Raw genomic sequence first — 22,415 nt, 5'->3', positions numbered from 1 at the left:
TGCTTCTGAAGCTCTTGCTTTTCCTCTGACGTTAGATAGTTTCTGACTCCCATGGCTTATTCCAGAATTTTAATGTATTATACGCAGTTTAGATGACTAACAGCTTAATGCCGCAATACGAAGTTAAAGCTTGCCAGTTTGATATATCTCGTAAAGCGATGATCGTAGACACAAATGTTCTTGTAACAGCTTTTCATAGAGACGATCCACAACATGAATATGCCCGGTATTTTTTAGATGAGGAACCATATCAATGGCTGATTGCAGCAGCAGTGGTCGTAGAGACTTGGGGCTATCTAGTTGGTTCGCGTAAAGATTGGCAGGGTGGTTACGAATTTCTTGCCTGGTTGAATACACCTGGTAAAGCCACACTCATTTTGCCGCAAAAGGGTGAATTCATGCAGGAACAAGAACTAATGACAGCTTTGCAAATTGATTGTGTTGATGCAATCATAGGTAGACTGGCACATGAGATTACTATTCACTGCTCCCTTCAAGATGCATTACCTGTAGCAACATATGATACTAAAGATTACTGGAAGCTGAAGGGATACGATAAAGGTCTGCGTATCAGTATTTACGACATGAAAGAATTTGTCCTTCAAGATCTTGATTTTTAATTACTCCTCACTCCTAAGTAAGCAGGGCTAACAATGCGTTGGTGCGGACGGAACAGAGGTTATTGGTTGGAGTTTAAGGTTGCCTGCCGCCGCACAACTTTACCGTTAGGCACGCGACTCTGAAGTTATTCTCGGCATGTTCAACCCGCAAGGGGAAGACAGTATTAGCAAGCAAGGTTCACTGTTGAAGCACCTTCAGAGCCAAATTGAAGGTACAGGCTAGGGCAAGGTTGCTAAGGACAATGCAAGCTTTGGGCCGCATGAGTTTATGCTGCACTAGTCTATCCTACGAGGTCTTATATTTAAGCTATCCCACCAACTTATCCCAGCCCTAACCCACGGCAAAATCTGTAAATTGGCGCTTAAAGGGTGAGTGAAACCCCAGCACAATATCGTGTTTGGGCACCCCACGATCTACCAGTTCATCAGCAATGCCGCCCTCGGTGCCGTCGTGCTGAATCCAAATTTTGCCATTCTTAATATCCACATGCAGCACACAACCATAGACCCGCCGCTTATTCGAGAAGCCCACATGAACCACCTGATAGTGGTCACGTTCTGTATCAAAAATTAGCTCCGTTTCCAACTCTGGAATGTTGAAATCTACCTGGCCATACTCCGTCAAAAGCTCTTGAACCAGTTGGCGATAATGGTCTACATTGTCCATCTCACAATCACCTCTTCCTCTGGGTCATACGCAATTTTCTCATTTCCTCGCTGAGCCGCCACAATGCGTTCAGCCCCCAGGTCAATGTACATCTCCACCCCACCAAAACTCAGGAACAGCGGATCGTGGGTAATCGTCCAGCTGTCCTTTTCGAGGGCGCGTTTAACAGCATCATGAAACAGATCTTTGGCAGCCATAGGCAAGCGGAATGCAGGGCGTTAGCGCCAAATTCATTTTAAAGCGCCCCAACCTACAACAACAGTCCGAAAACCATCTTCCTCATCGTGCCCTATCCTCCCCTGCTGTTGGCCGTGGCTGCCGCCCTGCCGCCGTTCTGGAGGGCGAGGGAACCTCGCCCCTACGGTGGGGCTGTTCGATGAGGGCTTGGTATAATTCAAAGCCGCTCCTGTGGGCATCCTGACCGACGCCCCGGCCTAACTTTCTATATCAAGAATTCCCGATGTCGCGCCATCTTATGACCACCGCCCCTGTGCCCTTGTCCTACCTGGAATGGGGCAGTGGCGAACCTGTGCTGATGCTTCATGGCTTGGCGGATCACAGTTTGGTGTGGCAGAGCTTGGCGGAAAGCCTGAGTACTCAGTACCGCTGTTTGGCCCCCGACCTGCGCGGCCACGGCGATAGCGACAAGCCCAACGATCCCGCCGCCTACGATGCCCTGGAATTTGTAACGGATCTGGAAGCCTTGGCCGATTCCCTGTTTACCGAACCTGTCACCGTGATCGCCCACTCCTGGGCCGCAAAATTGGCGCTATTGTGGGCGAAACAAGCCCCCCATCGGGTGAAGCAGTTGATTCTGGTGGATCCCTTCTTCGTGAACACTCTACCTAAGCTGTTTCAGCCCACCCTGCCAATTTTCTACCGCACCCTGCCCTTCCTCAAGGTAATGGGGCCATTCCCCAGCCGAGACGCCGCCGCCACCCTGGCCCAAACCCTCAAGCAATACCGAGGCTGGAGTCCTTTACAGGAATCTGTTTTTGACGCCGCCATAGAGCAAAAGCCCGACGGCACCTGGGGCAGCAAATTCGCCATCGCCGCCCGCAACGGCGTGTTTGAAGACATCCTCAATCGCGCCGGGGTGACCGAGTCTCTCGCCGTGCCCACCCATTTACTCTTACCCCAGGGCGGACTGAATCGCATGGCGTGGCAAACTCGACCCTACTACCGCTATTTGCCGAATTTGCAGGTACAGACCATACCCGGCAACCACTGGCCCCACCTGGTAGAACCGGAGTCTTTTAATGGGGCGATTGCAACGATTCTCTCCGCCACGCCCTAATCGGGATCTACCCCTAGCGCCCGCAGTTGAGCCGCCAAGCGCTCGGCCCGTTGATGTTCTTGTTCTGCCCGTTGCCGTTCCTGTTCCGCCCGCTGACTTTCTTGCTCGGCTCGTTCTTCGGGGGTGGGCACCCAATCGCCGTTTTCCTGGTACCAGCGTAGCCAAAGCCCCTCGGTACCTTGGTATTGCCCTTGCCAGACGCCAAGGCCGAGTTTCATCTCCTCGAACCAAAACTGCCGATCAGGTAAATGGATCTCCTGATAGCGGGGGCCGACGAGTTGAAACAACCGAAAGGTATTGGTGTAGCGGTCAAACAGGCCGTAGTAGGGTACGCGCAGAATTTGTTCGTAGACCTGCCATTTGGTGGGTGGCTGATTCACCTCTCGTAGGGTTTGGCCCAGGTCTTCGGCCTCGGTGCCGGGGGAGAGCAGTTCAATCACCAAAAACGGACTCACCCCCTCCTGCCAGATCACGTAACTGCGGCGGAGGTCAGTTTGGTTCGAGGCCCTGGGCACCCCCAGCACCAAAAACCAGTCGGGCCGTTTATACCAGCCGATGTGGCGCACGTCGTAGTACAGGTTCAAATCCGCGCTCATAAACATGTCCTGGGCCGGGTAGGCGGGCGATTGGCAGGTCTCCCGCAGCAGTTTTGGCTGAAAATCGTGAAATTCGTCGGGCAACCCTGGTTCCTCCGGGTCTTCGCTGGGCAAATCGTACATCGTGGGCAGCGTTTCCGAGGGTGGCCTGGGGTACTCCTCCTCCGGTAGATCGGCATCCTGCGGCTCTTCGCTGGGCAAATCGTGCATGGTGGGCAGGGTTTCCGAGGGCGGGGGGGGATAGTTGCTGTAAACCATGGCGCGACCTAGGGAAGCATTAGGTTCTAGTGTACTCCAGGCCCATTGGATTGGGTGCAGAGTTGGGTTAGGGATAGGAGTGAGTTGGATGCCCTTTGGAAGCGGTCGTGCAGCTATTTAGCGCATCACGGGATGGTCAACGGGCTAGTTATGGGGCGGGTTCGGGCAAGGCCCGGTAGGGCGTCCGTATCCTTGGTATGCTGGTAGGGTAAATGGGGCTGAGGGAACCCTGTTCCCCTGGTCATATTTTCTATGTAGTCGTTACTCTAGCGAGTCCAGGCAAAGACGAACGTGGACTTATTTGAAACCTTTAGAACCGATCATCCCGTCATTGGCGTGGTTCATTTGTTGCCCCTGCCCCAGTCGCCGCGCTGGCAGGGTAGCCTTCAGCAGGTGATTGACCGCGCCGAACAGGAAGCCACCGCCCTAGCCTCTGGGGGAGTGCACGGCATTATTGTAGAAAACTTTTTCGATACCCCCTTCACCAAGGGCGCTGTGGATCCCGCTGTGGTCAGCGCCATGAGTTTGGTGGTGCATCGCTTGCAATCCTTGGTGACGGTGCCGATTGGCCTGAATGTATTGCGCAACGACGCCCGCAGCGCCATGGCCATTGCCACCTGTGTGGGGGCCAAGTTCATCCGGGTCAACGTGCTGACGGGGGTAATGGCCACGGATCAGGGCTTGATTGAAGGTTGCGCCCACGACCTGCTGCGCTACCGTCAGGAACTGGGCAGTGAGGTCAAGATTTTGGCCGATGTGCTGGTGAAACATGCCCGCCCCCTCGGATCCCCCAATCTAACCACGGCGGTTCAAGAAACCATCCACCGGGGCATGGCCGATGGCGTAATTTTGTCGGGGTGGGCCACGGGTAGCCCCCCCAGTTTGGAAGACTTGGAACTGGCCAAAGCCGCCGCTGGCGATTGCCCAGTGTTCATCGGCAGTGGGGCCAACTGGGACAATATTGCCACCCTGATGCAGGCCGCCGACGGGGTGATTGTGGCCAGTTCCCTCAAGCGCCACGGCAACATCAACCAGCCCATCGATCCCATTCGGGTGGGGCAATTTGTGGAAGCCATGGCCGAGGGGTTGGCTAACCCTGAGATCAGCTCCTCGGTACCCACCCTGGCGGTTCCCTAAATCCACCCACGCGGATATTCACGGCCTAGAATTTCACGCCTTAGGATTTCACGCACTAAGATAAAACACAGATCGCTGGTCAACAGGTCAGCCAAGCCGAGTACTTCAGGTTGAGAGAACTCCGATGAGACGACGACGTCAAGAAAGCCGCTGGATTCATCGCCGCTCCCGCTGGTTGTTGGCCGGGATTTCGGCCCTAGGAGCGGTGGAAACCGCCTACCTCACCATTACCAAACTGGTCGGTGGCGATGCCTGCCCCACCGAGGGCTGTGATCGGGTGCTGAACAGCCCCTATGCCACTATCTTTGGGCTCCCGCTCACGCTGTTTGGCTTTTTGGGCTATGCCGCCATGTTCGCCCTGGCCACGGCCCCCCTCTGGATTAACTCCGACCAGAATAAAGCCCTGCACCAAAAACTGGAGACCTCCACCTGGCCGCTGATCTTCGCCCTATCTACCGCCATGGTCGCCTTCAGTGGCTACCTGATGGTGATTATGGCCTTTGAAATCGGAGCCTTCTGTCCCTTCTGTGTGGTTTCGGCCCTGTTTGCCCTGGCCATGTTTGTGATTACCCTGTTGGGGCGGCGCTGGGATGACCTAGGGCAGTTGGCCTTCATTGGCGTGATTGTGGGCATGGTGACCCTAACCGGGGTGATGGCGGTCTATGCCCCCATCCGGGCAGGAGGCGGCAGCACCAGCACCGCCCAAGGTCAGGCTGGCCCCCCCATCACCACCGCCTCTGGCCCCGCCGAAATCGCCCTCGCCCAACACCTGAAGGATACCGGGGCGGCGATGTATTCGGCCTGGTGGTGCCCCCACTGTCACGACCAAAAACAAGCCTTTGGGGCCGAAGCCACGGCCATTCTGCCCAATGTGGAGTGCGATCCCGAAGGCATCAACGCCAAACCCGACCTCTGCCGCGCCAAGTCTAGCGTCACGGGCTTCCCCACCTGGGAAATTAATGGCGAATTTTACCCCGGTGCCCAGCCCCTCCGCCGTCTTGCCGAACTCTCTGGCTATACTGGCCCCACCAACTTCCTCCGCTAGCCTACCCAACTCTGGGAAGTCGCCCATGGCCGTCTAGCCCATCGTCTGCCTCGTCCTCCCCTTCCCCAAACGCGCTCGTTCAACAGAGCGGGATCGTTTTCTATGGCATCCGTTCTACCCCTTGACTACCTAGGGCGTTGCGGAGATCTGTAACCGTTTGCCCCGTGACGGGATCGATCCAGTCTGGGGCAATTTCAACTAAGGGAACCAGCACAAAGGCCCGTTCGCGCAACCGGGGATGGGGAATGTGCACATCGGGCAAGTGGATAGCCCGGTCACCATAGAACAAAATATCTAAGTCTAGGATGCGCGGCCCCCAGCGCTCCTGACGGATGCGGCCAAACTCGGCTTCGATGGCTAAGAGTTGGGCCATAAGCGCCTGGGGAGATAAGTGGGTTTCGATGAGGGCGCAGGCATTGAGATAGTCGGGCTGAGGGGGGCCAACGGGGGCCGTTTTGTAGAAGCTTGATTGGGCCGTTAAGGTGGTGCCCTCTAGGCTTCCTAGTCGTTGCAGAGCCGCTCCTAGGATCTGGGGCGAGTCGCCTAGGTTGCTTCCTAGGGCAATGGCGCAGGGGATAGCTGCGAGGTTTTGCGGGTTAGGATTTGTGGACTCCACCGTTTTTACAACACCTGATCATCGACTAGCCCAGCTTACCCCGCAGACGGGCCACCCATGGCTCTGCGGGGTCAGGCTCGGCTCGGAACTTAGGCCCCTGCGGCTCTGGCGCTAGGGGTCTATTCGTGGTGCGGGTCTTGGTGGGGGATGAGGGAGTGGGGCTTTTCCAGGCCGTGCTTTTCCATCAGGGCTTGATCTCCCATCACCACCTTGGGACAACCGTCGGCGATGATGCGGCCTTCGTCGATCAGCAGCACCCGGTCGCAAACTTCGAGGACAAATTCCAAGTCGTGGGAGGAGATCAGCAGGGTTTCGGTGGAGTTTTTGAGAAACCGGATCAGGCGGCGGCGGGTGCGGAGATCGAGGCTGGCGGTGGGTTCGTCGCAGAGGAGAATTTTTGGGGTCATGGCCAGCAGTCCGGCGATGGCGACCATTTGTTTTTCGCCGCCAGAGAGGTGGTGGGGCAGGCGGGGCAGTAGGGGGGTGATGCCCGTCATTTCGGCGGCCTGGGTGACGCGGGCGTCCACTTCGGCAGGGTCTAAACCCATGTTCTGGGGGCCAAAGGCGATGTCGTCGCGCACCGAGGCGGAAAAGAGTTGGTCGTCGGGATCTTGGAACAACAGCCCCACCTCTGGCCGAAATTGTCCCGGTTTTAGCGGTTCGCCAAACAAGGCAATCTCCCCGGTGCCGGGGGGGAGGACGCCGCAGAGCAGCATAAATAGGGTAGTTTTGCCGCAGCCGTTGTGGCCAATGATGCCCAGGCGTTCGCCTTCCTGTACCGTCAGGTCGATGCCGCACAGCACGTCGGGTTGGTCGGGGTAGGAAAAGGAAAGCCCTTGGGCGGCAATGGCTATGGGCCGATGGTTGGGGCTGGTCATGGAGTTGAGGCTGGTGGAAACGGAATCCATCATCGACGCAAGAGTCCTTCTGCAATCACAATAGCCGCCGCCGCTAGGAGGACGGCCCCCGTTAGCAGCCAGCTTAGTTTTGGGTCTGGGTGGGCTGTTCCGGTGTTCACATTTGAGGCCACGCCGTAGCCATAGCCCCGTAGCCGCATGGCCTTGTAGACCCGTTCTGACTGTTCGTAGCTGCGAATCAGCAAGTTGCCCGCCAGCATGGCCCGCTGCTGCATGGCCTGCCCGTTGATGCGAAACCAGCGCTGCCGAGTTTGGCCAAAGCCCCGCAGCCGCATGGCCTGTTGCATGGTAGCTAGGGTGTCGGCAATTTCGTAGAGGTAGCGGTAGGCCAGTAGGGTCATATCCGCCAAGATGACGGGTAACCCTAGGCGGCGCATGGTGTTTAGGATCGTCAAAAACGGCGTGGTGCCCAGCAAAATGAAGCCTAGGGTCAAAATCGACAGGAACCGCCCCAAAATCAGCCCCGTCGCCTGTAACCCTTCCTGTCTCAGAGTAAACCAGCCCCACTGAGCCAGCACCGTTTCCCCCACCGTCAGCGGCAACAGCACCACCACCGCCAGAATAAACAGGCCGGGATAGCTCAGCCGTTGTCGCAAAAAGGAAAAGGGTAATCCTGAGAGGCCGTAGAGCAGCAGGGCCAAGCCCAGCATCCAGGGCACCAACACCAACTGGCGCACCGTGGCAAAGGCAAACATCAGCGCCAGCAAACTCACCAGCTTCAGCCGGGGTGCCCAGCGATGAATCACCGATTCGCGGTGGATGTAGGTTTCAGACCGTAACGCGCCCATCTTGGCCTAGCCCTCCAGCAATTCGGGCTTCACCCGCTGCAAAAACAGCACCAGCATGGCCGTGAACATGCCCTCCACCATCATCAACGGAATGTGGGCGATGGAGAGGGTGAGAATGGCCGTCCGCTCGGCATTGGCGTCCACATCGGCGGGAATGTTGAGGATCACCAGGGCCAGAAAAATCAGGGCGGCGATACCCAAGCCCAGGGCACCGCCCAAAAAGGCAAATATCCCCGTTCGGGCGGGTTCGGGTAGCACCTTGCCGATGGAGTTGCGCCCTTGAAAAATGTGGTACGCCAGCAGGGCCGGAATGCCCATCATGGCCGCATTTACGCCCAGCGTGGTCAACCCGCCGTGGCCGATCACCAACGCCTGGAAAAATAGGCCAATCAAAATCGCCGGGAAGGCAAAGTAGCCTAGCACCACCCCCAGGAGACCATTCAAAATCAGATGCACACTCGTCGGCGGCACCGGAATGTAGATCGACGAGGCCACAAAAAACGCCGCTGTCAGCAACGACGCCTTGGGAATTTCTGCCGTGGGGTCGGGCTTGCGGTTAATTTGGCGCAGGGAATACCACGTCGCCAGCCCTGTGAGGGCATAGCCAGCGGCGCACACTTGGGCCGAAACAATACCGTCGGGAATATGCACTAGCGCTTACCCCTCGCAAAAAACAGGGCGGTGCCGATGAATCCCCACACCATTGCCGCCATGCTTATCCACAGGGGCACTCCGGCAGTACGAGGTTCGCCAGCATTGGCCAACATAGGGGGACGATTCACGTTTTCACCGCCCTCGGTTGTGCCCTCGGTGGAACTGGAACCTGATGTTGCCGAGTCCCCCGTCGCCGAGGAATTTGCCGCTGCGGAGGCTTCCCCGACCGGAATCGCCACCACATCGCCATGGCCCGCTTGGCGCACCATCACCTCCCAGTTGCCCGGTTGGCTGGGGTCGGGGGTGAAGACAAAACGGCCCTCGTCATCGGTGGTGCCCGTCTGCCAGGATTCGCTGGGGTTATCGGGGGCGTAGATGTTGACCTGGGCGGCTTTCATCGGCTCCCCAGAATCGTAGCGGGCCTGGATTTCGATGCCGTTGATGGGTTGGTACTCAAGCTTGGCTCCGTGGGCAAGGGCTGGGACTGCCGCGACAAAGCCGCCCCACCCTGCTAACAGTAAAACCCGTGGATAGTTCATGAGGCCGTTAACTGAATTTCTTCACAATGCCCCTCGCCCACATGGCCCAGGCTAGGCAGGATATTGAGAAATGTAGCGTAATCCTCAGCAGAAAGCCCTGATTTTAGGGCCGCACTGTCCACATTCACTTCGCCATTGGCCGCGAGGGCCGCGAGGGGATCAAACCCCAGGGCTCCGGTGTTGATGTCGTCATCGGCGGGGGCATCGCCATCGCCAAACAGGTGATCAAAGTGGAAGGTGGCTTCTAGATTCGCCGTGCCGCTGGCATCTAGAATGCCCTTGCGCTCGTCGCCGACAAAATCGCCGCAGGTAAAGGCCAGCGCCTCAGACATCCGCAGGGTGAAGGGCAGGGTTTGCCCGTCCTTGGTGGCGGTACCTTGCAGCCAAAGGGAATAACCCGCCGAAGGGCCGTCAGCGGCAGGGGGCATCGTCCAAGCCAGGGCATTGAACCGTCCCGCCGGAGCTTCGATTTCGCTCACCAGGATGGGCTCAGCGCTGTCGTCGCCCTCGGCCAAATCCACCACCTTTGGGCTGTCTACCACCACTTGGGCCTTGGCCTGGAGTGCCTCCTCGGCCTCTGGGTTAAAGGGCGGATCGGTCTGAGACGCGGTGATATCCGCCAGGGACACATACACATGGTCGAAGCTGATTGCCCAGCCATCGCGACTGGTAAAGCCCTGGCGCACAAAGTCTTCCCCGTTAGCGCGGATGACTAGGGTACCCGTTTCGGCAGCATCGCCAGTGGCTTGGGACGGCGTATTCGCGTTTTCCGTCGGGGTAGAAGCACCGCCGCAGGCTTGCAGGGCTACCAGGGCTAGGAGGGTTGAACCACCAGCAGCCAGGTTAAGAAAATGGGGCATGGGATATCCCTATAAATCAGTCAGCAGGAGTAGAGCCGTCAGCCACCAACCGCATGGAGGGAAATGGAATTACGGTCAGAGTATCGGCAACTTCCTGTTTACTTAACCCTGCACCCGCAAAAACTTCAATGCCCTGGGGGGGCACTGGGGGGCTCATCCATCGTCTAAACCCCTGGCATAGCCATGGTTTGGCCCCATCGATCTAAAATCCAATGGTCACAATAAGAGTCGTTAACGCTATACTCTCTGCGTCTTGCTGTGGATAGCCACGACCCCACGGGCACCCCTAGCACCTCGGCCCACCTCTGCAACTGAAACCATGGCTTCTGAAAAGACGGTGACTTCCCTTCGCCCGCGACCCCTGAACCCTGGCCATGTTTGGTCAAGGCAGGGTTTGGCGTGGGGATACGCGACGGTCGCCAGTCTGCTGTTGATCATGGGGGGTGGGGGGTGTGATCGAGCCGCAGAGATGCCCTCTCCAACGACCCCGCCCACCGAATCCCCATCAGATTCGTCCTCCAATTCATTCCCAGATTCGCCCACCAAACCACCTGCCGATACCTCCACCGAACCCGCCCCCACCGTTGAACCACCGCCCACCCCAGGGGAACCCGTGGCCCAAGCGCCCAGCGTTCCCAGCGTCCCCAGCGCTCCGCTCCCCGATGCCCTCGTCAAACAGTGGGAACCGATGAGCAACGTCCTCCTCGCCTTTGGCCCCATGACCCTCACCAGCGGCGAAATTACCTGGGGCAGCGGCCAAACCAGCCCCTACACCCTGATCAGCACCGAGGGCGGCTTTTTGCTGAAGCTAGAGGCCAACCCCAGCTTCTACGACATCAACCATCCCTACGTGAAGCTGATCCCCAACACCGACGAATCGGGCACCATCACCACCGTGGAAGTGGCTTTCTATGAAGGCGAAGCCCAGGCCCAGCGGGATGAATACATGATGTATGGCACCTATTTTGTGAATTGACGGGTGCATGAACAGGTGAACTGCCCCTAGGAGCCAAGCGACGATGACGGAACCCCATCCAGCCCCCCAACAAGACCCGGTGATTGCCGCGTTGATTGACCTGCACTGTGGCTTAGACCGCCAGGGGCCAGGGGATACTGGCTTTTCACAGCAAATTCTGGCTCAGTTGCCGCCCCTGCCACCAAATCCCCAAATTGCCGATCTGGGCTGTGGTTCCGGGGTAAGCGCGGTGCTCCTTGCCGACTGGTTTAAGACCACGGTGCGAGCCGTAGATTTCTCCCGCGACTTTTTGGCTGAAGCCGCCCAGCGGGCCGAACGTTTGGGTTTACAGGATCGTATTCATTGGATTGAGGCCGACTTTGGCGCGTTAGACTGGCCCCTCGGAGAGCTGGATCTGCTGTGGTCGGAAGGGGCCGCCTATAACCTCACCTTCGCCGGAGCCTTGGCTGCGTGGAAGCCCCTACTGAAACCTGGTGGCCTAGCCGTGATCTCAGAACTGAGCTGGTGTACCGAAGACATCCCCATCCCGGCCCAAGCCTACTGGCAACAGGCCTATCCCGCCATGGCCAGCGAGGCCGACAATATCCAAACCGCTATTTCTCAAGGATTGGAGGTGTTGGGCGTAGAACGACTCCCCGCTGAAGCTTGGTGGACAAACTACTACCATCCCCTCCAGGCCAAGATTCAATCGTTGGGCCATTCTCCTGACCCCGTGATGCAGTCCGTTATTCAAGAGACCCAGGCTGAAATCGCCCTGTTTGAACAGTACAGCGATGCCTACGGCTATAGCGCTTACCTACTCCGCCGCCTCTAGCCCATCATGTCAGCATCCCCCTGTAAAGCAAGGTCAGAGACAGCGGCACAGACGGGCACTCCAGACCGGAGCGAGGTATTAATAAATCAGCGGCAGTTCGCCCACCACATCTAAGCGCTTGAAGTGGCCAATTTGCATATAGGTTTCGGCGAGGGTATCGGCCACGGCGGGGAGAATCCAGCCCATTTGTTTGAGGGTGAAAATGGCGGTGGCATACTTGGCTCGTTTGGAACCATCCATGACCTTAATGGCCAGCCCCAGGCCATCGCCCACCTTGCCGATACACTGAATGCCCTCCGCCCCCGATTTGCTCACCAGTTCGCCGTCGGTGAGTTCCATTAATTTGGTGTCAAAGGCATCGGGGCCACCGACGAGGGCGGGATGGCTGGTCATGGCGCGAATGATGCGCTCCATCTCCAGGTTATCGCCGGAGGAGAGCATGGCGAACAGGGTAGCCATCTGGCGCAACTGCATGAAGTAGGTGGGGGCACCACAGTCGTCGTGGGCCATGATGAACTCATCGGCGGGCATCCCCAGCAGTTCGGCCATACGCGAGAGGATCAGCTTTTGAACGGGATGATTGCGGTCGAGGTAGGTTTCGATGGGCCAATTCTGCTGATGGGACACCGCCAACATGCCCGCGTGTTTGCCAGAGCAGTTGTGCTCTAGGGGGCTTTTTTTGCCCGCTGGGGTGGGGCAACGCAGGGCGGTAGAATCCAAATCCGACTGCCACAGGATATGAAACACCTGGCGCACCTGCTCGATGGTGCCCTGGTGGGATCCGCACATAATCGCGAGATCCTGGTCGTTGAGGTTGTAGCGCTCCATGGCCCCAGCGGCAGTCACAGCCAATGCCTGAAAGGGCTTCAGGGCCGAGCGGATGAAGGTGGCCAGTTCGGGGTTGCCCGCCACCGAGAGGTTGCGCCCCCGCACATCGCACACCACTACATGGGCCGTATGGCTGGATTCCACCACCCCTTCGCGGAGCAGTTGCACGTCAAGTTCTCTGGTTTGGTGGCGGTTTACCCGGCTGCTGGTCATAGGGAATGCTCTGGCTGAAGGATGGGACTAGTTGTTGGGAGATTGGGATTTGGGATGGGTGCCGTAATCTTAGATCAATTGCCAGGTGATGAGCCCTAGACTGAGCAGGGCGGCAATGGTGCCGATAGTTGTGCGAATGCGCTGCAAGACGGGCTGCACCTGATAATCCACAATCAGGCGGTCGCGGTTGGAGACTTCCTCAGGCTTCACCCACACTTGGCCGTCATACCAGCCGGATTCCTCGTAGGGCACCTTGTCTTCCTTCAGGCGTCCGCCGACGTGTGACCAGCCGACATAGAGCTGCATTAGAGCCAGCATGGGCAAAATCAGCGCCCCCATCGCCGCACTGAGGGCAAAGGGCAGGGGATGCCTGGCCGGGGCAAAACTCGCCGCCGCCATAGGGCCAGCCACCAGCCAGCCCACCAACCAGAGGATGACAACGGGCTTGAGGTAGCCTCTCAAATCGCGCCCCCCCCAGCTATAAAACCAGGATTCGCGCACATCCTGGTATTCGTTAATCGGCTGCTGTTCCGCCGGAACCGGACATCGTTGCGCCATGCCATCCATCCAAAACCTAGTCTCTAGCCTAAACGAATTCCCCCAAATTCGGTACGTTACCTCTTAGCTCCGCAACCGCCTCTATCGTTCGGATTGACCCCACGGCCCGTACAATAAAGGATGGATTTTTGCGTACAGGATTTCGAGGAGAGCAGCCATGCCACAGGCCGTAGGGTCCCTGGAGACCAGAGGATTTCCCCCCGTTCTAGCCGCCGCCGATGCGATGGTGAAGGCCGGACGAGTGACGTTGATCGGCTACATTCGGGCCGGAAGTGCCCGATTTGTGGTGAATATTCGCGGCGATGTGTCTGAGGTGAAGGCGGCGATGGCGGCGGGCGTGGAAGCGGCGGAAAATACCCCTGGCGGCATCCTCGAAACCTGGGTAATTATTCCTCGTCCCCACGAAAACGTGGTGGCGGTGCTGCCCATCGACTTTAACGAAGAGGTGGAAATCTACCGTCAGGCGGTGGAAATGCCGATTCTGCCAGGCTCGATGGGGCGATAAGTCCATCTGCGGGAATTTTTTTAGACCTTGGCATAGCCCATCCAAGCTAGACAACACGGGTTATGCCAAGGTTTTTATTGTGGCCATGCCAGCGCTGGCCCAAACGCTATCAGAGCAGTGTCAGACCTGCCAACGTCAAGCATCCCCTGAGCCTAGGGACAACAGGCTAAGATCAGGGCAGGTACCCTCCCAGTCGAAACCCATGCAGGCCCAACCTCCCAGAGAACCCACCCTTGGCGATATTTTGACCGAACTGCAATCGGTGAAAAGCGATCTCCAATCCTTTAAGTCCGACGTTGACCAACGCTTCGAGCAGGTAGACAAGCGCTTCGAGCAGGTAGACAAGCGCTTCGAGCAGGTAGACAAGCGCTTTGAGCAGGTAGACAAGCGCTTTGAGCAGGTGGATCAACGGCTGGAGAGGCTGGATTACAAGTTTGACACCTACGAAAAAGCCTCAGAGAAGCTCTCCCGTTTGGCGACCACGATTATTGTGGCGGCGGCGACGGTGGCGGTGTTGCCCGCTGCCCTCCAGGCCTTTGGGCCGTTGATTACGCAGATTGTGCTGTCGGGGCAGTAGTTTGGCAGACTAGGTCATGGCAGAAATGGCGGCTACAACGGCAAGGTTTAGTCGATCACAAACATCCTCTTTGGCCACGGCCTAAACATTACTCTCCTGTGAGGAGAGGGGCTGGGGGTGAAGTCGTCTAGGGACTTTGCGATCTACCGAGGTTCTCTATCGCGGGCACTCCCAAGGTGGATCCGCCGACTCCATATTTTTCTCTGGAAAACTTTTATTTAACGTTTTGATACAAAAATGAGAGTGATGCTCGAAAAAGACTGTAAATTTTGGTTACGAACGCAGGTTAAGTTTATTTCAAATTGTGTCACCTGTGGGCCTTAAACCTAGATGGGGCAAGGTTTTCTGGTACAAAGAGAGATGGGATCTTGGCTTGGGTTCCGTTAAGAAATGTTTCTTTGATACAGTATTGAGCGGTTCGTGAAGCCTGGGTTACTAAGTTTCTTGGCAATCCGGCCTTTTCCAGCCCCTCGGCCTTAGCAGCGAAAGGAGTTTTACTGCATGTTCACCCACGTTAAGCCCACTGTGCGCCACATTGCCCCCGATGACCTCAATGGGCGGCGACTGGTTAAGGTGGTCTATGTGGTGTTAGAGCCTCAGTACCAGAGTGCTCTATCCTCCGCCATCCGGTCGATCAACGCCAATAATTCCCAGGTGGCGTTTGAGGTCAACGGCTATTTAATTGAAGAACTGCGCGACGCCAACAACTACGAGGCCTTCAAGCAGGATGTGGCCGAGGCTAACGTGTTCATCGCCTCGCTGATCTTTATCGAAGACCTGGCCGATAAGGTTGTCGAGGCCGTGGCCCCCGTGCGCGATCAGCTCGATGTGGCGGTGTGCTTCCCCTCCATGCCCCAGGTGATGCGCCTCAACAAGATGGGCAGCTTCTCGATGGCGCAGTTGGGCCAGTCGAAGAGCATGATTGGCTCCTTCATGAAGAAGCGCAAGGAGAAGTCCGGCGCAGGCTTCCAGGATGCCATGCTGAAGCTGCTGCGGACGCTGCCCACGGTGCTGAAGTACCTGCCCGTAGAAAAGGCCCAGGATGCCCGCAACTTCATGCTCAGCTTCCAGTACTGGCTGGGCGGTTCGCCGGAGAACCTGGAAAACTTCTTCCTGATGCTGGCCGACCGCTACGTGATCACCGACAGCCAGATCGAAGGCGCACCCCAAACCGAAGCCCTCGACTACGAAGAGCCCGTCACCTACCCCGACATGGGCATCTGGCACCCGATGGCCCCCGCCATGTTCGAGGACATCAAGGAGTACCTCAACTGGTATGCCTCCCGCCGCGACATTTCCGATGACCTAAAGGATCCCCTGGCCCCCACCATTGGCCTGGTGCTGCAACGGACGCACCTGGTCACCGGGGACGAGGCTCACTACGTGGCCATGGTGCAGGAGTTTGAGTACCTGGGCGCGAAGGTGATCCCCGTGTTTGCGGGCGGCCTAGACTTCTCCAAGCCCGTGGATGCCTACTTTTTTGATCCCGTCGATAATTCCAAGACCATCGTGGATGCGGTGGTCTCGCTAACCGGGTTTGCCCTGGTGGGTGGCCCCGCTCGCCAAGATCACCCCAAGGCCATCGAAACCCTGAAGCGGCTGAACCGTCCCTACATGGTGGCCCTGCCCCTGGTGTTCCAAACCACCGAAGAGTGGGAAGACAGCGATCTGGGTCTGCACCCGATTCAGGTGGCACTACAGATGGCCATCCCCGAGCTGGATGGGGCCATCGAACCCATCGTGCTGTCGGGTCGCGACGGCCTGACCGGGCGAGCGATCTCCCTGCAAGACCGGATTGAATCCATCACCCAGCGGGCGATGAAGTGGGCCAATCTGCGCCGCAAGCCCAAGGTGGACAAAAAGCTGGCCATCACCATCTTCAGCTTCCCACCGGATAAGGGCAACGTCGGTACCGCCGCCTACCTGGATGTGTTCGGCTCCATCTACAAGGTGCTGGAGGCGATGAAGCAGAACGGCTACGACGTGCAGGATCTGCCGGAATCCCCCGAAGCTCTGCTCCAGGAAGTCATCCACGATGCCCAGGCCCAGTACAGCAGCCCGGAACTGAACGTGGCCTACCGGATGCCCGTGCGCGAGTACCAAGCCCTCACCCCCTACGCCGAGCGCCTAGAGGAAAACTGGGGGCCAGCGCCGGGGCACCTGAATACCGACGGTGAAAACCTGCTGGTCTACGGCAAAGCCTTCGGTAACGTGTTCATCGGCGTGCAGCCCACCTTTGGCTACGAGGGCGACCCGATGCGGCTGTTGTTCTCCCGGTCCGCCAGCCCCCACCACGGTTTCGCCGCCTACTACACCTTCCTGAACAAAATCTGGGGCGCGGATGCGGTGCTGCACTTTGGCACCCACGGCTCCCTGGAGTTTATGCCCGGTAAGCAGATGGGCATGTCGGGCACCTGCTACCCCGACAACCTGATTGGCAGCATCCCCAACCTGTATTACTACGCCGCCAACAACCCCTCCGAGGCCACCATTGCCAAGCGTCGGGGCTATGCCGAAACCATCAGCTACCTGACTCCCCCCGCCGAAAATGCGGGTCTGTACAAGGGGCTGAAGGAACTGAGCGAATTGATCGGCTCCTACCAGGGCAACAAGGAAAGCGGTCGGGCGGTGCAGATCGTCAACGCCATCATCGAAACGGCGCGGATCTGCAACCTCGATAAGGACGTGGAACTGCCGGAGGGCGATTCTGGCGACCTGTCTAACGAAGATCGCGACGCGCTAGTGGGCAAGATCTACATCAAGCTGATGGAAATCGAGTCTCGCCTGCTGCCCTGCGGTCTGCACGTCGTCGGCAAGCCCCCCAGCGCCGAGGAAGCCATCGCCACCCTAGTCAACATCGCTGGCCTCGACCGCGAAGAAGACGGTATCATGAGCCTTCAGCGGATCATCGCCGACAGCCTGGGCCGCGACATTGAGGAAATCTACCGCAACAGCGACCGGGGCGTGCTGGCCGATGTGCAACTGCTCTACGACATCAACCAAGGGGTACGCGCCGCCGTTGCCGCCCTCGTGCACGAGCAGATCGATGCGGAAGGCCGCGTGTCCATGGTGTCTCGGCTCAACTTCTTCAACATTGGCCGCAAGGAACCCTGGATTAAGGCCCTCCACGAGGCGGGCTACACCAACGTCAACAACGACGCCATCAAACCCCTGATGGAGTACCTGGAGTTCTGCCTAGAGCAGGTCTGCGCCGACAACGAACTGGGCGGTCTGCTGCAAGCCCTGGAAGGCGAGTACATCCTCCCCGGCCCCGGCGGCGACCCCATCCGCAACCCGGAAGTGCTGCCCACGGGCAAGAACATCCACGCCCTCGATCCCCAGTCCATCCCCACCACCGCCGCCGTGCAGTCGGCCAAGATTGTGGTGGATCGCCTGCTAGAGCGGCAGCGTCAGGAAAACGGCGGCAACTACCCCGAAACCATCGCCACCGTGCTCTGGGGCACCGACAACATCAAGACCTACGGCGAATCCCTGGCTCAGATGATGTGGTTTGTCGGCGTCAAGCCCCTGCCCGACTCCCTCGGTCGGGTCAACAAGCTGGAGCTGATTTCCCTAGAGGAACTGGGTCGGCCCCGCGTGGATATCGTGGTCAACTGCTCCGGCGTGTTCCGCGACCTGTTCATTAACCAAATGGCCCTGCTGGATCGCGCCGTGAAAATGGCCGCCGAAGCCGACGAGCCACTAGAGATGAACTTCGTCCGCAAGCACGCCCTGCAACAGGCCGAGGAAATGGGCATTGGCGTACGGGAAGCGGCTACCCGGATCTTCTCCAACGCCTCCGGTTCCTACTCCTCCAACATCAACCTGGCGGTGGAAAATAGCACCTGGGAAAACGAGGCCGAACTCCAGGAAATGTACCTGAAGCGCAAGTCCTTTGCCTTCAACTCCGACAACCCCGGCGTGATGGACAGCAACCGGGAACTGTTTGAGTCGGCTCTGAAGACGGCGGATGCCACCTTCCAAAACCTGGATTCCTCGGAGATTTCCCTCACCGATGTCTCCCACTACTTCGATTCCGACCCTACCAAACTGGTGGCCAGTCTGCGCGAAGACGGCAAGGCTCCGGCCTCCTACATTGCCGACACCACCACCGCCAACGCCCAGGTACGCACCCTGTCGGAAACCGTCCGCCTGGATGCCCGCACCAAAATGCTCAACCCCAAGTGGTACGAAGGGATGCTCTCCCACGGCTACGAAGGTGTGCGGGAGCTGTCTAAGCGCCTGGTGAACACCATGGGCTGGTCGGCCACGGCGGGCGCGGTGGATAACTGGGTCTACGAAGACGTGAACACCACCTTCATCCAAGACCCGGAGATGTGCAAGCGCCTGATGGATCTCAACCCCAACTCCTTCCGCCGCATGGTGTCTACCCTGCTGGAAGTGAACGGGCGCGGCTACTGGGAAACCAGCGACGAAAACCTGGAACGCCTCCAAGAGCTGTACCAGGAAGTAGAAGACCGCATCGAAGGCGTTGAGTAGGCGTTGACGTTCTCTTAATGAAAAAGGGTGAACTAATGTTCACCCTTTTTCATTTTTGGAGTAAGCTGAGCAAATGTAGTACATCCGTAGCATAGATTATGTCTGCCGGAGACAATGTAGAAATTAAGCTCATTCACGAAGACTCTCCCTTTGTGAATGAGATCAACAAACTTGCAGATGAAAATTCCAAGACCCTCAGCTTTCTTCCTCATCCATTTTATAGAAAATGTGCTAAAAAGCCAGGAATTTTTGTCGCCCTGATAGACGAAAGCTTAGCTGGCTATCTCATTTGGAGTATGAACTCTAAAACTAGATATATTCGCATTTGGCAACTTTGTATTCATCCAAAATATCGAGGGCAAAAAATCGCACGTAAATTAAATAGTCGCCTGATCAATCATACCAACCAAGAGGCACGAGGCATTCGATTTGAATGTAGAGCAGACTATGGCATTGATGAAATGTGGATTAATTTAGGATACTCACCAATTTCTGAGAAACCAGCAAAGACGGAAGGCTGTACTCTTAAAGTCTGGTCTATGGATTTTATCGCTTCCAGTTATCCATCGATTTTCTCGTCGGACTATAACAGTTTAAAATGTGCGATTGATGCCTATACTTTACATCAGCTTGCCAGTGAGGGGAGTGAGCGCACTATCCAGTGGCTCCGTTCTGAACTTCAAATCTGTGTCACCGATGCAATCTTTGTTGAGATTGATCAGGTCTATTCTGACCAACCAGAGACCAGAAAATATCTTAGAAATCTAGTAAGTAGCAACTTTTCAAAATCACTTTCCAACCCAGACGATTTCCAAAGCAACTATGAGGAAATCAAAAACAAGTTAAAGACCAATGAAGTAAACCTGTCTGATATTGACATTAGTCATATTGCCAGATGCTTTTCGTCTGACATTTGTTATTTTTTGACTTCTAAAAAGAATTTGCTAGATCTATCAAATTTTCTATATAGTCAAACAAAAGTTAGAGTTATTTCATATGAAGAGGCTATTGACTTAAAAAATGACAACCCAGATGAACTTACTTACCAACCTACCAGGCTAGAAAATGCTGATCTTCAAATTCTAAATCTCGAAAATTCAGATTTAGATAAAATCGTCGAAAAAATTTACTCTATTTATTTAGACCGTAATCGTCAGACACTTTTAGCTACGCTGAAAGAATACTTGCTCAGCAGTACAAATTTTGAGTTCAAAGTACTGACCTATGAAAATAAGCCATGTGTTTTTTATGTGAGTACTTTTGAGAATAATAATATTGAGGTGCCATTTATCAGGCTCACATCTGACCTGAGTCTGTCTTCAACTCTTTTTAATTTTGTGATTAATAGATTGGTGGAAAATGGAATCTCTAGCAAATGCTTTTTCGTTAAAATTAGTGATTCAGGCTTGGGCGATCTAGAAAAATCTGCTTTGGAGAATCAGTATTTTACAAAAAGTCGAGATACTGATATATGGCTTAAAACATGCTATCGAGAAACGCTTTCATCTCAGGCGATTGTTCAACACTTAAATCAAATTAGTCAAGCCTGTCCTGAATATAAAAATACTAGTCAATTTATATCTTCATATTTAGGATCTCAAAATGTACTATATGGAATGGACATTGAAAGAATTCTTTGGCCACTGAAAATTGAGGATTGCGATATACCTAGTTTTATCATTCCCATTAAACCTGAGTATGCTAAGGAGCTTTTTGATGGAAACCTAGCAAAAGAGACATTGTTTGGCGTTCAAAGATCTGACTTGTTTCTAAGTTTAGATAGGGTTTATTATAAAAGCCCTATGGGTCATGGCGGGTTGAAAAAAGAACCTGCGAGAATTCTTTGGTATGTTAGTCAGTCTGGTGATAGAGGTCATTCTAATCTTAGTTCGATTCGGGCCTGCTCACAAGTTGACAAGGTATTGATAGATTCACCTGAAGAAGCCTATAGAAAGTTTCAGCATTTAGGATATTACAACCTTGAACAAGTAAAGCGATGTGCTTCAAACAATAAGGTTATGGCAATCAAATTTAGTCATACGGAGTTACTAGATCATCCTGTAAGCTTACAAGAGATAAACCAATGTTTGGAAAGTAATGCTCCATTACAGTCTCCGAGAAAAATCTCTCAAGCTGAATTTATTACACTATACCGTTTAGGATTTGGCCTAAAAATCTCATGACTTCTAACAAACCCAGAGTTTTACTTCTTTCGATCAAACCGCACTTTGTCCAGAAAATTCTGGATGGGGAGAAAAGAGTTGAGCTTCGCAAAATTCGTCCTCAATTAAATATTGGTGACTACATTCTTGTTTATGAATCTGCTCCCCAAAAAATATTAAGAGGTTGGTTTGAAGTCAAAAATATTGTCTGTGCAGAGCCAGAATTTTTGTGGGAAAAAGTTAGGCAAGATGCTGGACTTACAAAGGAAGAATTTGACTTGTATTACCAAAAATCAAATTTTGGTGTCGGCATCTTTATGAAAGACTGCCATATTACAGCACTATCGTTAGATGAAGTACGTCAAAGATGGCCTCACTTCAGACCTCCTCAAAGTTTTCATTATTTGAAAGATAATGAAATTCGTCTCGCAGAAGAAATTACCGAATATAATTTATCTTCTAGCCACCAACCGACACTACCGCTTGCTCTAAACCATTGAACATGTCTATTCCCGATTTTCAAAGCATATTACTGCCACTTTTGATGTTTGCTTCTGACAGAGAAAAGCACTCCATTCAAGAGAGCATTGAGCATCTTTCTAAGCATTTTAATTTAACGGATAATGAAAGAAAAGAACTGCTGACAAGTGGTAAGCAATCTATTTTTGCTAATCGTGTAGGGTGGGCTAGAACCCATCTTAAAAAAGCTTGCTTGGCCAATTCAAGGTTGAAGTGCAACCCCTGCTCGAATCCGCTTTCAGCCATGGATCTAATAAGCTGTTAGTCATCTAAACTGCGTATAATACATTAAAATTATGGAATAAGTCATGGGAGTCAGGAACTATCTAACGTCAGAGGAAAAGCAAGAGCTTCAGAAGCAGTTGAAGTTCCATGAACACCCTGACATTCGAGAGCGCATTCTAATACTACTACTGCGCAATGACGGCAGGACTCAACAAGAGATCGCGAACTTAATCGGATGCTCCTTGCGGAAGGTGGCCTACTGGAGCACCCATGAAGATCCGAGCAAGTTAGATAGTTTGATCGATGACCGAATGAAAGGCAACTAAGCTGATATGCATTTAAATTGCATTGATTGTGTTTCCTTTGTTTTTGATCTTGCGATCCCATTTGATGACAAGCTGTCCTTCGTTCAACAGGTTATGAACAAGCGCTTCTAAATCCTCAATCGACTCAAATAGACGATTGGCAATGAATTCCTTTGCAGAGTGCCAAACTAACTCGATTAAATTATAGTCCGGACTGTAGGGTGGCAGAAATTCTAAAA

Annotated in this window: 25 protein-coding genes; 13 read left to right on the top strand and 12 right to left on the bottom strand. The window is 54.9% G+C overall.

Going from position 1 to position 22,415, the window contains the following annotated elements:
* Positions 1–92: 92 nt before the first annotated feature.
* Complete coding sequence (locus H6G62_RS20515; RefSeq protein ID WP_190498616.1) at positions 93–620, top strand: PIN domain-containing protein; 528 nt, start codon at positions 93–95, stop codon at positions 618–620.
* 331 nt (positions 621–951) lie between these two features.
* On the opposite strand, the gene H6G62_RS20510 is transcribed toward H6G62_RS20515, so the two are convergent.
* Together H6G62_RS20510 and H6G62_RS20505 are read right to left on the bottom strand one after the other, a co-directional pair.
* The gene (locus tag H6G62_RS20510; protein WP_190498614.1) at positions 952–1,287 is read right to left on the bottom strand and encodes a XisI protein; all 336 of its coding nucleotides are present in this window, start codon (positions 1,285–1,287) and stop codon (positions 952–954) included.
* A complete protein-coding gene (locus H6G62_RS20505; protein WP_190498612.1) occupies positions 1,275–1,484 on the bottom strand; it encodes an element excision factor XisH family protein in 210 nt (69 codons plus the stop codon). Before H6G62_RS20505 ends, H6G62_RS20510 begins: the two co-directional genes overlap by 13 nt.
* A 263-nt stretch (positions 1,485–1,747) precedes the next feature.
* Here H6G62_RS20505 and H6G62_RS20500 point away from each other — a divergent pair, with 263 nt between their 5' ends.
* Positions 1,748–2,584, top strand: a complete 837-nt coding sequence (locus H6G62_RS20500; protein WP_190498609.1) for an alpha/beta hydrolase — start codon at positions 1,748–1,750, stop codon at positions 2,582–2,584.
* Here H6G62_RS20500 and H6G62_RS20495 read toward each other — a convergent pair.
* On the bottom strand, positions 2,581–3,303 hold the full coding sequence (locus H6G62_RS20495; RefSeq protein WP_242052186.1) for a Uma2 family endonuclease: 723 nt from the start codon (positions 3,301–3,303) through the stop codon (positions 2,581–2,583). The two genes, H6G62_RS20500 and H6G62_RS20495, sit on opposite strands and share 4 nt — an antisense overlap.
* Before the next feature lie 426 nt (positions 3,304–3,729).
* Here H6G62_RS20495 and btpA point away from each other — a divergent pair, with 426 nt between their 5' ends.
* Together btpA and H6G62_RS20485 are read left to right on the top strand one after the other, a co-directional pair.
* Positions 3,730–4,575, top strand: a complete 846-nt coding sequence (gene btpA, locus H6G62_RS20490) for a photosystem I biogenesis protein BtpA (protein ID WP_190498606.1) — start codon at positions 3,730–3,732, stop codon at positions 4,573–4,575.
* A 124-nt stretch (positions 4,576–4,699) separates the two neighbouring features.
* A complete protein-coding gene (locus H6G62_RS20485) occupies positions 4,700–5,620 on the top strand; it encodes a vitamin K epoxide reductase family protein (RefSeq protein WP_190498604.1) in 921 nt (306 codons plus the stop codon).
* Between the two features lie 100 nt (positions 5,621–5,720).
* On the opposite strand, the gene folK is transcribed toward H6G62_RS20485, so the two are convergent.
* From folK to H6G62_RS20455, 6 genes are all read right to left on the bottom strand, one after another.
* A complete protein-coding gene (folK, locus tag H6G62_RS20480; RefSeq protein ID WP_347239393.1) occupies positions 5,721–6,236 on the bottom strand; it encodes a 2-amino-4-hydroxy-6-hydroxymethyldihydropteridine diphosphokinase in 516 nt (171 codons plus the stop codon).
* Positions 6,237–6,355: 119 nt separating this feature from the next.
* Positions 6,356–7,147, bottom strand: a complete 792-nt coding sequence (locus H6G62_RS20475; RefSeq protein ID WP_190498602.1) for an ABC transporter ATP-binding protein — start codon at positions 7,145–7,147, stop codon at positions 6,356–6,358.
* Complete coding sequence (cbiQ, locus tag H6G62_RS20470) at positions 7,144–7,941, bottom strand: cobalt ECF transporter T component CbiQ (protein WP_190498600.1); 798 nt, start codon at positions 7,939–7,941, stop codon at positions 7,144–7,146. The genes H6G62_RS20475 and cbiQ overlap by 4 nt, the downstream gene beginning before the upstream one ends.
* A 6-nt stretch (positions 7,942–7,947) precedes the next feature.
* The gene (gene cbiM, locus H6G62_RS20465; RefSeq protein WP_190498598.1) at positions 7,948–8,592 is read right to left on the bottom strand and encodes a cobalt transporter CbiM; all 645 of its coding nucleotides are present in this window, start codon (positions 8,590–8,592) and stop codon (positions 7,948–7,950) included.
* Entirely contained in the window at positions 8,592–9,134 is a 543-nt protein-coding gene (locus tag H6G62_RS20460; protein WP_190498596.1) for a carboxypeptidase-like regulatory domain-containing protein, read from the bottom strand. The genes cbiM and H6G62_RS20460 overlap by 1 nt, the downstream gene beginning before the upstream one ends.
* Positions 9,131–9,994, bottom strand: a complete 864-nt coding sequence (locus tag H6G62_RS20455; protein WP_190498594.1) for a DUF4382 domain-containing protein — start codon at positions 9,992–9,994, stop codon at positions 9,131–9,133. Before H6G62_RS20455 ends, H6G62_RS20460 begins: the two co-directional genes overlap by 4 nt.
* A gap of 469 nt (positions 9,995–10,463) precedes the next feature.
* On the opposite strand from H6G62_RS20455, the gene H6G62_RS20450 reads away from it, so the two are divergent.
* The gene (locus H6G62_RS20450; RefSeq protein WP_190498590.1) at positions 10,464–10,970 is read left to right on the top strand and encodes a hypothetical protein; all 507 of its coding nucleotides are present in this window, start codon (positions 10,464–10,466) and stop codon (positions 10,968–10,970) included.
* 43 nt (positions 10,971–11,013) lie between these two features.
* Positions 11,014–11,784 (top strand): class I SAM-dependent methyltransferase, encoded by a 771-nt coding sequence (locus H6G62_RS20445; RefSeq protein WP_190498588.1) that lies wholly within the window; start codon positions 11,014–11,016, stop codon positions 11,782–11,784.
* A gap of 78 nt (positions 11,785–11,862) precedes the next feature.
* Here H6G62_RS20445 and H6G62_RS20440 read toward each other — a convergent pair whose 3' ends face one another.
* Together H6G62_RS20440 and H6G62_RS20435 are read right to left on the bottom strand one after the other, a co-directional pair.
* On the bottom strand, positions 11,863–12,825 hold the full coding sequence (locus H6G62_RS20440; protein WP_190498586.1) for an asparaginase: 963 nt from the start codon (positions 12,823–12,825) through the stop codon (positions 11,863–11,865).
* A gap of 69 nt (positions 12,826–12,894) precedes the next feature.
* Complete coding sequence (locus H6G62_RS20435) at positions 12,895–13,383, bottom strand: CGLD27 family protein (RefSeq protein ID WP_190498584.1); 489 nt, start codon at positions 13,381–13,383, stop codon at positions 12,895–12,897.
* 157 nt (positions 13,384–13,540) lie between these two features.
* On the opposite strand from H6G62_RS20435, the gene H6G62_RS20430 reads away from it, so the two are divergent.
* From H6G62_RS20430 to H6G62_RS28665, 7 genes are all read left to right on the top strand, one after another.
* The gene (locus tag H6G62_RS20430; RefSeq protein WP_190498582.1) at positions 13,541–13,888 is read left to right on the top strand and encodes a carbon dioxide-concentrating mechanism protein CcmK; all 348 of its coding nucleotides are present in this window, start codon (positions 13,541–13,543) and stop codon (positions 13,886–13,888) included.
* A gap of 202 nt (positions 13,889–14,090) precedes the next feature.
* Positions 14,091–14,465, top strand: coding sequence for a hypothetical protein (locus H6G62_RS20425; protein ID WP_190498580.1), 375 nt, complete (start codon positions 14,091–14,093; stop codon positions 14,463–14,465).
* Between the two features lie 501 nt (positions 14,466–14,966).
* Positions 14,967–18,965: a magnesium chelatase subunit H gene (locus H6G62_RS20420; protein WP_190498578.1), complete on the top strand. Its 3,999-nt coding sequence runs from the start codon at positions 14,967–14,969 to the stop codon at positions 18,963–18,965.
* Positions 18,966–19,063: 98 nt separating this feature from the next.
* On the top strand, positions 19,064–21,148 hold the full coding sequence (locus H6G62_RS20415) for a GNAT family N-acetyltransferase (RefSeq protein WP_190498576.1): 2,085 nt from the start codon (positions 19,064–19,066) through the stop codon (positions 21,146–21,148).
* The gene (locus H6G62_RS20410) at positions 21,145–21,627 is read left to right on the top strand and encodes an ASCH domain-containing protein (protein WP_190498573.1); all 483 of its coding nucleotides are present in this window, start codon (positions 21,145–21,147) and stop codon (positions 21,625–21,627) included. Before H6G62_RS20415 ends, H6G62_RS20410 begins: the two co-directional genes overlap by 4 nt.
* Before the next feature lie 2 nt (positions 21,628–21,629).
* The gene (locus H6G62_RS20405) at positions 21,630–21,911 is read left to right on the top strand and encodes a winged helix-turn-helix domain-containing protein (protein WP_190498571.1); all 282 of its coding nucleotides are present in this window, start codon (positions 21,630–21,632) and stop codon (positions 21,909–21,911) included.
* A 43-nt stretch (positions 21,912–21,954) separates the two neighbouring features.
* Positions 21,955–22,197 (top strand): helix-turn-helix domain-containing protein, encoded by a 243-nt coding sequence (locus H6G62_RS28665; protein WP_347239392.1) that lies wholly within the window; start codon positions 21,955–21,957, stop codon positions 22,195–22,197.
* A gap of 12 nt (positions 22,198–22,209) precedes the next feature.
* Here H6G62_RS28665 and H6G62_RS20400 read toward each other — a convergent pair.
* A partial coding sequence (locus H6G62_RS20400) for a transposase (protein WP_190492982.1) occupies positions 22,210–22,415 on the bottom strand: 206 nt, incomplete at its 5' end.

Source organism: Phormidium sp. FACHB-1136, assembly GCF_014697375.1.
GTDB lineage: Bacteria > Cyanobacteriota > Cyanobacteriia > Phormidesmidales > Phormidesmidaceae > Nodosilinea.
The sequence above is the reverse complement of the archived record's forward strand: the minus strand, read 5'-3'. Positions and strand labels throughout refer to the sequence as shown.